The following is a 15,517-nucleotide window of genomic DNA, read 5'->3' on the forward strand; positions in this document are numbered from 1 at the left end:
GTGGGCTACAGTTCATTTTTGTATGCGAACAAATTCACGTAATACATGTCGAAGATTAACTTTGATTAAACAGGACAGGACGTATGTTCAAGCAGTTGAAAAAATCGCTGGTTGCAACACTGATGGCAGCTTTGCTTGCGGGTCCAGTAACTCCAGCCTTTGCGGACGTTAGCGACCAACTGCCAGATATGGGAACTTCAGCAGGTAATACTCTGTCAATTGGCCAGGAAATGCAGATGGGCGACTTTTATGTTCGTCAGCTGCGAGGCAGCGCCCCATTAATCAATGACCCTTTGCTCGTGCAGTACATCAACAAACTGGGTATGCGTCTGGTTAGCCATGCCAACTCAGTTAAGACCCCATTCCATTTCTTTCTGATCAATAACGACGAAATCAACGCCTTTGCTTTCTTCGGCGGCAACGTGGTGCTGCACTCTGCGCTATTCCGTTATGCCGATAATGAAAGCCAGCTCGCGTCGGTTATGGCGCACGAAATCTCTCACGTCACACAACGTCACCTGGCGCGAGCCATGGAAGATCAGAAAAAAAATGCCCCGCTAACCTGGGTGGGTGCATTAGGTTCTATTTTACTGGCGATGGCCAGCCCACAAGCGGGTATGGCAGCGTTAAGTGGAACACTCGCCGGCACACAACAGGGCATGATCAGCTTCACGCAACAAAACGAGCAGGAAGCAGACCGCATCGGTATTCAGGTGTTACAGCGCTCCGGTTTCGATCCACAAGCGATGCCAACCTTCCTTGAGAAACTACTCGACCAGTCGCGTTATTCATCTCGCCCACCGGAAATTTTGCTCACCCACCCATTGCCTGAAAGCCGTTTGGCAGATGCGCGCAACCGCGCCAACCAAATGCGGCCGGTGGTGACACAATCTTCAGAAGATTTTTACATGGCAAAAGCCCGTACGTTGGGTATGTACAACTCCGGACGTAACCAACTAACCAGTGATTTATTGGATAGCTGGTCCAAGGGAAATATTCGCGAACAGCACGCAGCAGCATATGGTCGTGCGCTTCAGGCGATGGGCGGTAATAAATGGGATGAGGCCCGTAAGCTTTTGCAACCACTGCTTACCGCACAACCTACAAATGCGTGGTATCTCGATTTATCTACCGATATTGACCTTGGGCAAAATAAATTCGCAGACGCTATCAATCGACTGAAAAACGCGCCTGATTTGAAACAGAACCCGGTATTACAACTTAACCTTGCTAACGCCTATGTTCAGGCAAAACAACCAGAGCAGGCAGCAGCAATTCTCAATCGTTATACCTTCGCTCACCCTGATGATAGCAATGCCTGGGATTTGTTAGCGCAAACCGAGGCAGATTTAGGCAATCGTGATCAAGAACTCGCTGCACGTGCTGAGGTTATGGCACTCGTTGGGCGTCTCGACCAGGCTATTTCGCTGCTCAGTAGTGCCAGCGCTCAGGTGAAATTGGGTAGCTTGCAGCAAGCCCGTTATGATGCGCGAATCGATCAGTTCCGCGAATTGCAAAAACGCTTCCTTCCGTATTCTAAGATGTAACAGGAGTTACGATGTCTACAGCCGTTTCTATTTATCACAATCCGCGCTGCTCTAAGAGCCGTGAAACGTTAAGTCTGCTAAAAGCAAATGGCGTAGAACCCGAAGTGGTGCTGTACCTGGAAACCCCTCCGGATGCGGCAACCATCAAAACGTTGCTCAGCCAATTGGGTTTTGCCAGCGCACGCGAGTTAATGCGTCAGAAAGAGGATTTGTACAAGGAGTTGAATCTGGTAGATAGCGCATTAAGCGAAGAGCAATTGATTCAGGCGATGGTCGATAATCCAAAGCTGATTGAGCGCCCGATAGTACTGGCTAATGGCCAAGCCCGTATTGGTCGCCCGCCTGAGTCGGTGCTAGAAATTTTGTAGTGATAATGGCGGATGCCGCGCTGGGTATCCGCCAAACGAATTAAAGACTCAGAATCTCTTTCACAAACGGGATCGTCAGTTTACGTTGCGCCGTGATAGAAGCATGATCCAGCTGATCGAGCGTCATAAACAGCGTACGCATTTCGCGATCCAGGCGTTTTAACAGGAAGCGCCCCACATCTTCTGGCAGCTCAAAACCGCGCAGTCGTGAACGCAGTTGCAGGGCCTGAAGTTTGTCTTCGTCGGAAAGCGGTTGCAGCTTATAGATTTGGCCCCAGTCAAGGCGCGATGCGAGGTCGGGAAGTTGCAAATTGAGCTGGCGCGGAGGACGATCGCCGGTAATCAGCAGACGGGTTTTTCCTGATTCAAGAATGCGGTTATAGAGATTAAAGATCGCCATTTCCCACAGTTCGTCGCCCGCTACACACTCGATATTGTCGATACACACAAGCGAAAGCTGTTCCATACCGTCCAATACTTCCGGGACAAACCAGGTACGCTTATCAAGTGGCACGTAGCCAACCGCTTCGCCACGTTGTGACAGTTCCGCACAGGCGGCATGCAGCAAATGGCTGCGCCCTCCTCCCTCTCGCGACCAGAAATAGATGTATCCGCTGTGATCCTGACGGAGCACGGATTGAAGTGCGGCGAGTAAAGAAGGGTTATCACCCGGCCAGAAACTCGCAAAAGTTTCGTCATCAGGCAAATAGAGTGGCAGTGATAGCTGTGCCGGCGTATTCAGAATTACCTCAACCATAACAGGCAGAAAAACGCAGAGAGTCTAACACAGAAATGAGGATCAATAGAACCGGGCGAACGCACCGCCCGGCTTAAGGCAAAACTACGATTTTACGTCGTTTTCTTCAGCATCCAGCACCACTTCTTCCGGGCGCAGCACGCTGATAAGTTTGAAGATCAGGCTCAGGCTCACGCCAACGACTGTAGCTAGTGCCATACCTTTGAGCTCAGCCGCGCCAATGTGCACTTTCGCGCCGCTCACACCGATAATCAGGATAACGGAGGTGAGGATCAGGTTTTGCGTTTTGTTGTAATCGACTTTTGACTCGATCAACACGCGAATACCGGATGCACCGATCACGCCGTACAGCAGCAAGGAAACACCACCAATCACCGGTACCGGGATAATCTGGATCGCCGCCGCCAGTTTACCAACGCAAGAAAGCAGAATTGCCAGAATCGCCGCGCCACCGATAACCCAGGTGGAATAAACACGGGTAATGGCCATAACGCCGATGTTCTCACCATAAGTGGTGTTTGGTGTCGAACCAAAGAAACCGGAGAAAATCGTCGAAATACCGTTGGCCAACATTGAACGATGCAGGCCTGGGTCGCGAATCAAATCTTTCTTCACGATATTTGCCGTTACGACCAGGTGACCCACGTGTTCCGCAATCACTACCAACGCTGCAGGCAGAATTGTGAAGATCGCAAACCACTCAAAACGCGGGGTGTAGAAGGTTGGCAGTGCGAACCAGTGCGCGTTAATAATTGGCGTGACATCGACCACGCCCATGGCGAAGGAGAGCGCATAACCCGCCAGCACACCGATAAGAATCGGGATAATCGCCAGGAAGCCGCGGAACAGAACCGAACCAAAGATGGTTACCCCAAGCGTAACCAGCGAAATAATAATGGTGGTTGAGTCAGGAGAAGTGCCATCAGCAGGTAGAAGACCGGCCATATTCGCAGCCACGCCCGCCAGTTCAAGGCCGATAACCGCGACAATCGCGCCCATCGCCGCAGGAGGGAACATCACATCCAGCCAGCCAGTACCGGCCTTTTTAACAATCAAAGCCACGATACAGAACAACACGCCACACATGATAAAACCGCCCAGAGCCACTTCATAACCCAGAGGCAGGAGTAGCAGCACCGGTGAAATAAACGCAAAGCTCGAACCGAGATAGGCCGGGATTTTACCTTTACAGATAAAGAGATACAGCAGTGTCCCGATCCCGTTAAATAGCAGCACCGTCGCCGGGTTGATGTGGAACAGGATTGGTACCAGAACGGTGGCACCAAACATCGCGAACAGGTGTTGCAAGCTTAACGGTATCGTTTGCAGCAGGGGTGGTCTTTCGCTCACTCCAATAGCGCGGCGTGTCATCTTTATTTCCTCTGAGGATGGTGTTGTTGTGTTTTAGCCAAAAAAAAGCCGACTCTCAAAGTCGGCTAATTTTATTGAATCAATTATTTAGTACCGAAAATCTTATCACCAGCATCGCCGAGGCCCGGAATAATGTATCCGTGCTCGTTCAGACCCTGATCGATAGAAGCGGTGAACAGCTCTACGTCCGGGTGCGCTTTTTCCAGCGCTGCGATACCTTCAGGTGCTGCGACCAGAACCAACACTTTAATGCTGGTACAACCGGCGTTTTTCAGCAGGTCGATGGTTGCGATCATAGAACCGCCGGTTGCCAGCATTGGGTCAACCACCAGCGCCATACGTTCTTCAATGTTAGAAACCAGTTTCTGGAAATAAGGAACAGGTTCCAGGGTTTCTTCGTTACGGTAAATACCCACAACGCTGATACGCGCGCTTGGAACGTTTTCCAACACGCCTTCCATCATGCCCAGACCGGCACGCAGAATTGGCACAACGGTAATCTTCTTACCTTTGATTTGATCAATCTCTACCGGGCCGTTCCAGCCTTCGATAGTGACTTTTTCAGTTTCCAGATCCGCCGTGGCTTCGTAAGTCAGCAAGCTGCCAACTTCTGAGGCGAGTTCACGAAAGCGTTTGGTGCTAATGTCGTTCTCACGCATCAGGCCCAGCTTGTGTTTGACGAGTGGGTGTTTGACTTCCACGATCTTCATACTCTTTCTCCCCGAGATAGTTGGCCACCATAAAAAAAATCGCCGGATTATACCGCTTTTTTAACACCGCGCCACCGCTTCGAGATCAAGTTGGGTGAAATGAGTATAGATTGATAATAATTACATCCCGCTGAATAAGAGGCTCGCAAACGTTTGCCTGCACTGTTAGAATTGCGGCGTTTTTTATTTCTAACCCATCCGCGGGGACTAAGCAGTGACCGACAAAACCTCTCTTAGCTATAAAGATGCCGGTGTTGATATTGATGCTGGTAACGCTCTGGTCGATAAAATCAAAGGTGTAGTGAAAAAGACTCGCCGCCCGGAAGTCATGGGTGGGCTGGGCGGTTTCGGTGCGTTGTGCGCGTTACCTCAAAAGTATCGTGAGCCTGTGCTGGTTTCCGGCACCGACGGTGTGGGTACTAAATTACGTCTGGCGATGGATTTAAAGCGCCACGACACTATCGGCATCGATCTGGTCGCTATGTGTGTCAATGACCTGATTGTTCAAGGTGCTGAGCCGCTGTTTTTCCTTGATTATTATGCAACAGGAAAACTTGAAGTAGAGACTGCTGCGAGCGTTATTTCTGGTATTGCCGAAGGTTGTCTGCAATCTGGCTGTGCATTAGTTGGCGGTGAAACGGCTGAAATGCCGGGCATGTACCATGGCGAAGATTACGACGTTGCTGGCTTCTGTGTTGGCGTGGTCGAAAAATCTGAAATCATCGATGGTTCTAAAGTCACCGACGGCGATGTGCTGATTGCCCTGGCATCAAGTGGCCCGCATTCCAACGGTTATTCTCTGGTACGTAAAGTACTGGAAGTGAGCGGTACTGACCCGCTGACGACAGAGCTTGAAGGCAAACCGCTGGCAGATCATTTACTGGAACCGACTCGCATTTATGTGAAGTCTATTCTGGAATTGATTGAAAATGTTGACGTTCATGCGATTGCACACCTGACCGGCGGTGGCTTCTGGGAAAATATCCCTCGCGTTCTGCCAGACAACACGCAGGCTATTATTGCTGAATCTTCATGGCAGTGGCCTGCGGTATTCAACTGGTTGCAAAAAGCCGGGAATATCAGCCGTCACGAAATGTACCGCACCTTTAACTGCGGTGTAGGCATGCTGATTGCCCTGCCTGCGTCAGAAGCTGAAAAAGCGATAGAATTTTTGAATGCAAAAGGTGAAAACGCCTGGAAAATCGGTAGTATCAAAGCTTCTGATTCCTCCGAGCGCGTGGTTATTGAGTAATGAGACGTATAGTGGTGCTAATTTCCGGTAACGGAAGCAATCTTCAGGCAATTATCGATGCCTGTAAGCTGAAAAAGATTAATGCCACCGTGGCGGCTGTATTCAGTAATAAAACCGATGCCTTTGGTCTTGAGCGAGCGCGTGCTGCGGAAATTCCTGCTCACGCGTTAACGGCTAGCCAATTCGCTGACCGCGCAGCGTTCGATCGTGAGCTAATGCTTGAGATCGATGCCTACGCCCCCGATCTGGTGGTGCTAGCCGGTTATATGCGCATTCTTAGCCCGGAGTTTGTCGGTCATTACGCAGGGCGACTGATCAACATCCACCCTTCTCTGCTGCCAAAATATCCTGGCCTCAATACGCATAGCCAGGTGTTGGAAAACGGCGATGAAGTGCATGGAACATCCGTGCATTTTGTCACTGAGGAGCTAGATGGTGGGCCGGTTATTCTTCAGGCCAAAGTACCTGTTTTTGAAGGAGATGATGAAGAAGACATCACCGCCCGCGTGCAGAATCAGGAACACGCTATTTATCCGTTAGTTGTCTCCTGGTTTGTCGAAGGACGCCTGGAAATGCGTGAAAATAGCGCCTGGCTGGATGGCAACAAATTACCACCGCAGGGTCATGCTGCAGACGAATAAAACTTAGGGGCTACGGCCCCTTTTTCACGCCTCCGCCCTACAACGCTTATTAAACTTCATCACGATTTGTCATACTTTACGGCCATCGTTGGACATTCCACGGCAAAGCTCGCCATAATGACAGACGTGACGGCATTTTAACGTCCACGAAAACGGAGTGTGAGGGCTAATGGGTCAGGATAAGCTGTATATCGAAAAAGAACTGAGCTGGTTGTCTTTTAACGAACGTGTGCTCCAGGAAGCAGCGGATAAAATTAACCCGCTGATTGAGAGAATGCGTTTTCTCGGCATCTATTCGAATAACCTTGATGAATTTTACAAAGTTCGTTTCGCCGAACTAAAACGGCGCATTCTGATCAGCGAAGAACAAGGTACGGCTCCTAACTCGCGCCATTTGCTCAACAAAATTCAGGCGCGTGTTCTTAAGGCCGATCAAGAATTTGATGGGCTATATAACGATCTGCTGCTGGAAATGGCGCGTAACCAGATCTTCTTGATCAATGAACGCCAGCTTTCCCCGAATCAGCAAAACTGGCTGCGACATTACTTTAAACACTATTTGCGCCAGCACATCACACCGATCCTGATTAACCACGACACCGACCTGGTGCAGTTTCTTAAAGATGATTACACCTATCTGGCGGTGGAGATTATTCAGGGCGACGATATTCGCTATGCGCTGCTAGAAATTCCATCAGATAAAGTGCCGCGCTTTGTGAATTTGCCGCCGGAAGCCCCGCGCCGCCGCAAACCGATGATCCTGCTAGATAACATTCTGCGTTATTGCCTGGACGATATTTTCAAAGGCTTCTTCGATTACGATTCGTTGAACGCCTACTCAATGAAAATGACCCGCGACGCAGAATACGATCTGGTAACGGAAATGGAATCGAGTTTGTTGGAACTGATGTCATCAAGCCTGAAACAGCGTTTGACCGCTGAGCCTGTGCGTTTTGTGTATCAACGTGATATGCCTGATGCGATGGTTGAAATGCTGCGTAACAAGCTGACCATCACCAACTACGACTCCATTATTCCCGGTGGCCGTTACCACAATTTTAAAGACTTCATTAACTTTCCGAATGTCGGCAAAGCCAATTTAATCAACAAGCCACTGCCGCGCTTGCGTCATATCTGGTTCGATAAATTCCGTAACGGCTTTGATGCGATACGTAATCGTGACGTGCTGCTCTACTATCCGTATCACACCTTTGAGCACGTACTGGAATTGTTGCGCCAGGCGTCGTTCGACCCAAGCGTGCTGGCGATTAAAATCAATATTTATCGCGTGGCAAAAGACTCGCGCATTATCGAATCGATGATTCATGCTGCGCACAACGGTAAGAAAGTCACCGTGGTAGTTGAGCTGCAAGCGCGCTTTGACGAAGAAGCCAATATACATTGGGCTAAACGCCTGACTGAAGCGGGCGTACACGTTATTTTCTCAGCCCCGGGTCTGAAAATTCACGCCAAACTGTTCCTGATTTCCCGTAAAGAAGGTGAAGAGGTGGTGCGTTATGCCCACATCGGTACCGGTAACTTTAACGAGAAAACCGCACGTCTTTATACCGACTATTCGTTACTGACCTGCGATGCACGCATCACCAACGAAGTACGCCGCGTATTTAACTTTATCGAAAACCCTTATCGCCCGGTGACATTCGAGCATCTGATGGTTTCACCACAGAACTCACGCCGCCTGCTTTACGATTTGGTCGATAAAGAAATCGCTAATGCACAAAACGGCGAGCCATCTGGCATCACGCTGAAACTGAACAACCTGGTCGATAAAGGGCTGGTAGACCGCCTGTATGCGGCTTCTAGCTCAGGTGTAAAAGTAAATCTGCTGATCCGTGGCATGTGCTCGCTTATCCCGAATCTGGAAGGTATCAGCGACAATATCCGCGTAATCAGTATCGTTGACCGCTATCTCGAGCACGATCGCGTCTATGTGTTTGAAAATGGCGGCGACAAAAAAGTGTATCTCTCCTCTGCCGATTGGATGACGCGCAACATTGATTACCGCATCGAGGTGGCCGTCGCTATTCTCGACCCGCGCCTGAAACAACGGGTGCTGGATATCATTGAAATACTGTTCAGTGATACGGTAAAAGCGCGCTACATCGACAAAGAACTGAGTAATCGCTATGTACCGCGCGGCAACCGCCGTAAGGTACGCTCGCAACTGGCGATTTACGATTACATTAAATCTCTTGAACAACCTGAATAACGCACTATGTCGACTATAAAACTATGTTGATGATAAAAACATGCCGATAAAAAAACATGCTCCACGGCCGCAAGAGTTCGCAGCGGTAGACCTTGGCTCGAACAGTTTCCACATGGTTATCGCACGTGTGGTAGATGGCGCAATGCAAATCATTGGTCGTCTGAAACAACGCGTCCATTTGGCCGATGGTCTGAATGCTGAAAACGAGTTAAGCGAAGAAGCAATGGAACGTGGGTTGTCGTGCCTTGCGTTATTTGCTGAACGTCTTCAGGGGTTCTCTGCGGAAAACGTCTGTATCGTGGGTACTCACAGTTTACGCCTGGCCGTAAACGCCGAAGAGTTTCTTAAGCGTGCCGAACAGGTTATCCCCTACCCAATTGAAATTATCTCCGGTAACGAAGAAGCGCGTCTGATTTTCATGGGTGTAGAACATACCCAGCCGGAAAAAGGCCGCAAGCTGGTGATTGATATTGGAGGCGGATCAACCGAACTGGTCATTGGTGAGGATTTCGAGCCAATGCTGGTCGAAAGCCGCCGCATGGGCTGTGTGAGCTTCGCACAAAACTTTTTCCCAAAAGGGAATATCACCCCAGAAAACTTTAAACGCGCTCGCCTCGCAGCTGTACAGAAGCTGGAAAACCTCTCCTGGCAGTACCGCTTACAGGGCTGGAATGTGGCGATGGGGGCCTCTGGCACCATCAAAGCGGCGCATGAAGTGCTGGTCAACATGGGCGAAAAGGACGGGATTATCACCCCTGAACGCCTGGAAATGCTGCGTGATGAAGTGCTGAAGTATAAGAGTTTCAGCACTATGAGCCTTCCGGGGCTATCGGAAGAGCGTAAAGCGGTGTTTGTGCCCGGTCTTGCGATTCTCTGCGGTGTTTTCGACTCGCTGGCCATTCGAGAGTTACGTCTGTCTGACGGGGCTCTGCGCGAAGGTGTGCTGTATGAAATGGAGGGCCGCTTCCGCCATCAGGATATTCGTATCCGTACCGCACAGAGTCTGGCAAACCAGTACCATATTGACAGCGATCAGGCTAAACGCGTACTGACAACGACTGAGCATATCTATCAGCAGTGGGAACTACAAAACCCAAAACAAGCTAATCCGCAAATGGCCGCGCTGTTGAAATGGTCAGCGATGTTGCACGAAGTTGGACTGAATATTAACCATAGTGGGCTACACCGCCACTCGGCTTATATCCTGCAACACAGCAACTTGCCTGGCTTTAATCAAGAGCAACAGATGCTCATCGCTTCTCTGGTACGTTATCATCGCAAAGCGGTAAAAATTGATGACCTACCACGATTTACGCTGTTTAAGAAAAAGCAGTTCCTACCGCTAATTCAAATTCTGCGCCTGGGCGTGTTACTGAATAACCAACGTCAAGCAACAACCACTCCGCCGACATTGGTGCTAGAAACTGACGAGCACCAATGGACACTGCGTTTCCCACACGACTGGTTCAGCCTGAACACTTTGGTATTGCTCGATTTAGAGCGCGAACAGCAGTATTGGGATAATACGCCAGGCTGGAAGCTTAAGATTGAAGAAGAAGCTAGCCCGAACACTACCGCCTGATTGTTTACACAACCAAACGCCCATCAGGGCGTTTGGTTACTCGGTATCTCGATTTTCCTGAATGACAAGCTTCTCAAGCAAAAGTGGTCGTCCAACCAAATACCCTTGTATGTAATCAATCCCCAGACTTTGCACCGCTGCTTTGACCGCCTCGCTTTCAACATACTCGGCAACCAACTGCATCTTTTTCATCCGTGCCAACTGGCAGATTGAATCAACAATTTGATAATCCAGACTACTGGTCAGGACATTCCGGATAAAACTACCGTCAATTTTCAGGATATCCGCGCTAATATCTTTCAGCCGCGCATAACTGGCATATCCCGTACCAAAATCATCAATAGCAATCCGACAGCCCATATTTTGCAACATAGTCAAGGTCGCGTTAGCTTGCTCAAGATTGGTTAATGAGTTGCTTTCGGTGACTTCGAAAATAAGCTGCCAGGGTTCAATTTTGTAACGCTCCAGTAGACGTTTCACTTCGCTCGCAAACTGCAAACGCCCTACAGAAGCGGGGGTGAGGTTAATTGAGAAACGGCTACCAGGAAGCTGTTTACGATAATTATTCATAAACTTAAGCGTCGCTTCTAATACCCATTTATCGATTTTAGAAGACAAGCCAAACTCATGTGCCACAGGCAAAAACGCATCGGGCATAAACATCGCATCCCCTTCGTTATCCCCTTTCATGCGTAGCAAGATTTCATGGTAAGAGTCGCCACGAATCCCTTCAATACGTTGCGCCATCAAGATGAAATTCCCTGAATCAATGGCGACTTGCAGGCGGTTCATCATCTCCACTTTCTTTCTCACCGCATTCTGCACTTGGTTTGTGCCTTGCTGCTGCAAGCTTTCAGGCTTTGATGTCGAAAGTGACAAATCAGCCATGGTGCTGAGCTCGCCTAGCAGGAAGTAAATATGGGTGACAGGCTGGCGTACATAACAAAAGCTGATACCCACTTGTGGCTGCATCGGCATACCATCCCACATAAAGCGGAACTGCTTAACACGATGGTCAAGGGCGTCGATACGCTCATGATAAGAGTCATAGTTCAACCGAACAGCCAGCTCATGCCCAGACAAGTGATAGACACGTTCGCTGGCGGTTAATATCGGATTCAGATATTCATTGAGTTGCTGCTTGTATTGAATACGAAGTTGCACCCCGTAATTACGACCTAAAAGCTCAAGTTCAGGCACGCGTAGAAAAGCCAGCGCTGAACAAGGATAACGAGATAAGTCACGATTAAGCGCGCGCAAATTGGGCATTTGAACGATGGGGTCGATAAAAGCAACACGCCGCGCCTTGCTATGCAAAAAACGCTGGCGAGTAGTGACAACAGCCATCAAATAGATGGTGATAGAAAACACTGCGTAACAGGATGAGGCTATGGCCAGATGGAGTTGAAAGCCCATATATGGCGGCAAATAGTTATGAAAACCGCTGCACAGGATCGTCAGTATCACCGTCCATGACGTGGTGATAAACAGAAAACCAAAGCGCATCGCTCCCCACAACATTAGCGGTAGAATCAGCGTTAATGTGTAATCCGTAGTGAAAATGGTGCTGAAATCATTGAAGGGCAATAACAGCAGGCTTACCAGTACGATGACCAACACAGCCCATAGCGTAATCTCGACTTTGGTCACGCCCGACTGCATTTGAGCTTTCATCCGCGAGAAAAATGAAAACATAAAACGTGGATTTCGGAACATACGAATGACGGAGTAAAAGAAAGGCATCCCCGTCAAACAACCAATCAGCACCGCCTGAAAATTAATGAGTGTCCGGGTGTGGAGAGGGTTTTCTGCACCGATATTGTTGGATACATCATACCAACCGAAGAAAACCCCTATCTGGTAGATAACTAGAAATGTTGCAGCGTTAACTAACACCAACCACAGCATGCGTTGAGCTGTAAGTTTGATAGCACCAAACATCACTGAGCCACGCCGTGGAACGAAAATACGGTAGCCACCCCAACTAATCGTGATAGGGACGATAAAGTGAACTACTGCCAGTAATGCAGCAATTTCACCTTTTAGAGGGACATATCGGAGGAGTAACGCAACAATAATTCCCGGCAGTGCTGCCCAACCGAAAACCATCAAAAACGCTGTCATTAACCCAAGTGGCATATAGACGAGGAATACGCGCCCTCCGTCCATGACGGTATTGGCATTACACCATTCGGCTATAGGGAAAAGTAGACTCGGCAGCACCAGAGGCAGTGCCCACCATTGATTTTTATACTTGTTATACCAGCTTGCCAGATACATTAGTTATCGCCAAGAACCCTGTCGTCCAGCTCGGGTAAGTTTCGAACAGGCTTCCAACCTGGCCGATAAAACCATATCGCTATGGAATAGAGTGCAGATTCTAGTTAGGGATTGAGTTACGAAGATGATCTAAATCAATTTCTTGATGGAGATTAAAGTCCAATAGTGAATAATTCACAAAAATAACTGTAGATATACTAATCAACTAATATTAAGAAATGTTTATATAACAGGGAGAAATGATTTAGTACGTTATTCACCGATGACCCGGAATTGACCTTGGGGCATCACTGTGTATAAATATCACCGTCGCCCGCGGTTGACGGGTAAACATCAAGGATCATTTGCGTGACACAGGTTACGAGTATGCGAAGACGACATAAGTTTAACAATCGTATGACCCGCATTATTCTGCTCATCAGTTTTCTCTTCCTTTTCGGCCGTTTTGTCTATTCTGCCATCGGTGCCTGGTACCATCATCAGGACAAAGTAGAAGCACAACAAAGTAGCCTATCAGTGGATAGCACTAACCGGTAACGCCTTATTTTAATTAAAAATTATAACACTGATAACCGCCAGTGGGATTTGTCACGCCTATTACCCGGCCGATTTATTCGTTATCCAACCAGTTGATGAAAAATTCGCTGAACATGGAAACCTGTAATGGCTGAAAGCGGCGCTGTGGGTAAACAAACTGTAGCCCCACTTGTTTTTTGTCGTGCCTGCTAAAGCCAATGAAACTGTCTGCCAACAACACTTTCAGCCGCCCTTGTTCAACATCGCGTTTAACATCCCACCAGGATTTACTGGCAATACCGGCCCCGGCCAGCACCCACTGGCGCAAAAGTGCACCGTCGTCGCACACCATGGCAGGTGTAACGCGTGCACTTTGCATTTCCCCTTCAGCCTCAAAGCGCCATTCATTCATCAGCGTTCCACGACGCTCCATCACCAGGCAGCGATGTCCGGCCAGATCTTGCACTGAATGCGGTTCCCCATGGGTATGAAGGTAAGCCGGAGATGCCACCAGCACGCGATAGTTCTGCCTGATGACTTTCGTTACCAGATTGCTGTCCGGCAGGTTACCAAAGCGAATGCTCATATCGAGCCGCAAAGAGATCAGATCCACCACATCTTCGCTCAGATACAACGAACTTTTAACTTCCGGATGCTGGCGAGAAAAATCGAGTAACGCAGGTGATAGATACTGACGCCCAAAATCAGATGGTGCTGCAATCCGTAACGTGCCACTCAGAATGCCCTCTTTCTGCATCAGTTTCGATTCGGCCAGTTCCACTTCCTCAAGCACACGCAGAGCGGCGTAGTAAAACTCTTCACCGCTACGAGTCAATGCAATAGCCCGTGTTGAACGGTTAAAAAAGCGCGTCTGATAGCGTTCCTCTAATGCTTTTAGTCGCGCAGTCATGGTCGCAGGCGACAAATTCATCCGCCTACCCGCCGCCGCCAGTCCACCGGCATCAACCACGGCAACCAGCAGAGTCATATCTTCGAGCTTACCCATTATTCTAATTTCCTGAATAGACAATCAGATTTCAATGCCATTATCAAAACGGCAAGCAGGACGTAAAGTCAAGGCGTCATAATTATCTCGGAGTCGAATAAATGAAATCACGTCACCTGTTTGAGGCCTCTCGTGTAGGAGCAGTTGAAACCCGTAGCCGTATTGTTATGGCGCCAATGACGCGTTCTCGTTCCGCGCAGCCAGGTAATATCCCTACCGCGATGATGGCAAAGTATTACCAACAACGTGCCAGTGCCGGACTTATCATTACCGAAGCCACGCAAATTTCGCCACAAGGTCAGGGTTATTCCTGGACGCCGGGTATCCACTCTCCGGAGCAGATTACCGGCTGGCGCCTGGTGACGGATGCGGTTCATCAGGTGGGCGGGAAAATCTTCTCGCAGCTGTGGCACGTTGGCCGCATGTCCCATGAAAGTTTCCATGCGGACGGCAAGCCGGTCGCGCCCTCAGCATTAGCGCCGGATGCACAAGTTTGGGTCGTGGGCGAAGACGGCAAAGGTCGAATGGTGGACTGCCCCGTTCCGCGCGAATTAACGCACGACGATATTGGCCAGGTGATTGCCGATTATCGCCAGGCGGCGCTCAATGCCATTGACGCCGGTTTCGACGGCGTAGAAGTTCATGGTGGCAACGGATATTTGATTGACCAGTTCCTGCGCCGCAGCTCCAACAAACGCACCGACGAATACGGCGGTAGCCTGGCGAACCGCGTGCGTTTTGCGCAAGAAGTGCTGGAAGCCATTAGCGATGCCATTGGTGCAGACAGAACCGGTATTCGCCTGGCTCCGTTTATTACCCAACGTGGTATGGACGACCCGCAGGCTATTGAAGCGATTCTGGCACTGGCGGCATGGTGTGAGCAAAAAGGCATTGCCTTTATCCATCTGGCGGAAGCCGACTGGGATGACGCACCTCAGGTACCGTATGAATTCCGTGAAACGCTACGGGCGACTTTCAGCGGTGCCATTATCGTGGCGGGGAATTACACTCAGGAGAAAGCAGAAAAGTATCTGGCAGCGAGTATCGTCGATTTAGTTGCTTTTGGACGCCCGTTTGTTGCCAACCCTGATTTCCCGCGCCGCCTTGAGGCAAACTTGCCGCTGGCACCTATTAGCAATCACGCTGCACTGTTTGGCGGCAAAGAAGCGGGTTATACCGACTATCCGGTCTGGTCTTCAGACGAAGTATAAATCCGTTCAATATCTGATAAGTTGTTTCGCATACCAATGCTGAAAA

Annotated in this window: 13 protein-coding genes; 8 read left to right on the forward strand and 5 right to left on the reverse strand. The window is 49.4% G+C overall.

Annotated elements, in window-relative coordinates; genetic code table 11:
- The first annotated feature begins 83 nt into the window (after positions 1-83).
- Together bepA and arsC are read left to right on the forward strand one after the other, a co-directional pair.
- The gene (gene bepA, locus LVQ77_RS16535) at positions 84-1,547 is read left to right on the forward strand and encodes a beta-barrel assembly-enhancing protease (RefSeq protein WP_232866748.1); all 1,464 of its coding nucleotides are present in this window, start codon (positions 84-86) and stop codon (positions 1,545-1,547) included.
- A gap of 11 nt (positions 1,548-1,558) precedes the next feature.
- Complete coding sequence (arsC, locus tag LVQ77_RS16540) at positions 1,559-1,915, forward strand: arsenate reductase (glutaredoxin) (protein WP_232866751.1); 357 nt, start codon at positions 1,559-1,561, stop codon at positions 1,913-1,915.
- Between the two features lie 40 nt (positions 1,916-1,955).
- Here arsC and LVQ77_RS16545 read toward each other — a convergent pair whose 3' ends face one another.
- The 3 genes from LVQ77_RS16545 to upp form a co-directional block, all read right to left on the reverse strand.
- Entirely contained in the window at positions 1,956-2,657 is a 702-nt protein-coding gene (locus LVQ77_RS16545; RefSeq protein ID WP_226812157.1) for a DnaA inactivator Hda, read from the reverse strand.
- A 99-nt stretch (positions 2,658-2,756) separates the two neighbouring features.
- On the reverse strand, positions 2,757-4,043 hold the full coding sequence (gene uraA / locus LVQ77_RS16550; protein ID WP_232905007.1) for a uracil permease: 1,287 nt from the start codon (positions 4,041-4,043) through the stop codon (positions 2,757-2,759).
- Between the two features lie 83 nt (positions 4,044-4,126).
- Positions 4,127-4,753, reverse strand: a complete 627-nt coding sequence (upp, locus tag LVQ77_RS16555) for a uracil phosphoribosyltransferase (RefSeq protein WP_034459132.1) — start codon at positions 4,751-4,753, stop codon at positions 4,127-4,129.
- A 214-nt stretch (positions 4,754-4,967) separates the two neighbouring features.
- Here upp and purM point away from each other — a divergent pair, with 214 nt between their 5' ends.
- The 4 genes from purM to ppx all read left to right on the forward strand — a co-directional run bounded on the left by purM (position 4,968) and on the right by ppx (position 10,458).
- Positions 4,968-6,005, forward strand: coding sequence for a phosphoribosylformylglycinamidine cyclo-ligase (gene purM, locus LVQ77_RS16560; RefSeq protein ID WP_064512995.1), 1,038 nt, complete (start codon positions 4,968-4,970; stop codon positions 6,003-6,005).
- Complete coding sequence (purN, locus tag LVQ77_RS16565; protein WP_232905008.1) at positions 6,005-6,646, forward strand: phosphoribosylglycinamide formyltransferase; 642 nt, start codon at positions 6,005-6,007, stop codon at positions 6,644-6,646. Before purM ends, purN begins: the two co-directional genes overlap by 1 nt.
- A gap of 169 nt (positions 6,647-6,815) precedes the next feature.
- Positions 6,816-8,876: a polyphosphate kinase 1 gene (ppk1, locus tag LVQ77_RS16570; RefSeq protein WP_232866133.1), complete on the forward strand. Its 2,061-nt coding sequence runs from the start codon at positions 6,816-6,818 to the stop codon at positions 8,874-8,876.
- 40 nt (positions 8,877-8,916) lie between these two features.
- Entirely contained in the window at positions 8,917-10,458 is a 1,542-nt protein-coding gene (gene ppx / locus LVQ77_RS16575; RefSeq protein WP_232905009.1) for an exopolyphosphatase, read from the forward strand.
- Between the two features lie 36 nt (positions 10,459-10,494).
- Here ppx and LVQ77_RS16580 read toward each other — a convergent pair whose 3' ends face one another.
- On the reverse strand, positions 10,495-12,738 hold the full coding sequence (locus LVQ77_RS16580) for a sensor domain-containing phosphodiesterase (RefSeq protein WP_232905010.1): 2,244 nt from the start codon (positions 12,736-12,738) through the stop codon (positions 10,495-10,497).
- 348 nt (positions 12,739-13,086) lie between these two features.
- Between LVQ77_RS16580 and LVQ77_RS16585 the strand changes: the two genes are divergently transcribed.
- Entirely contained in the window at positions 13,087-13,275 is a 189-nt protein-coding gene (locus LVQ77_RS16585; protein WP_072009456.1) for a YfgG family protein, read from the forward strand.
- Between the two features lie 73 nt (positions 13,276-13,348).
- On the opposite strand, the gene LVQ77_RS16590 is transcribed toward LVQ77_RS16585, so the two are convergent.
- The gene (locus LVQ77_RS16590) at positions 13,349-14,260 is read right to left on the reverse strand and encodes a LysR family transcriptional regulator (protein ID WP_134184977.1); all 912 of its coding nucleotides are present in this window, start codon (positions 14,258-14,260) and stop codon (positions 13,349-13,351) included.
- Between the two features lie 101 nt (positions 14,261-14,361).
- On the opposite strand from LVQ77_RS16590, the gene LVQ77_RS16595 reads away from it, so the two are divergent.
- Entirely contained in the window at positions 14,362-15,471 is a 1,110-nt protein-coding gene (locus LVQ77_RS16595) for an alkene reductase (RefSeq protein WP_232905011.1), read from the forward strand.
- Positions 15,472-15,517 lie beyond the last annotated feature (46 nt).

Origin of the sequence: Buttiauxella cochleicola (genome assembly GCF_021282435.1) — a bacterium.
GTDB lineage: Bacteria > Pseudomonadota > Gammaproteobacteria > Enterobacterales > Enterobacteriaceae > Buttiauxella > Buttiauxella massiliensis.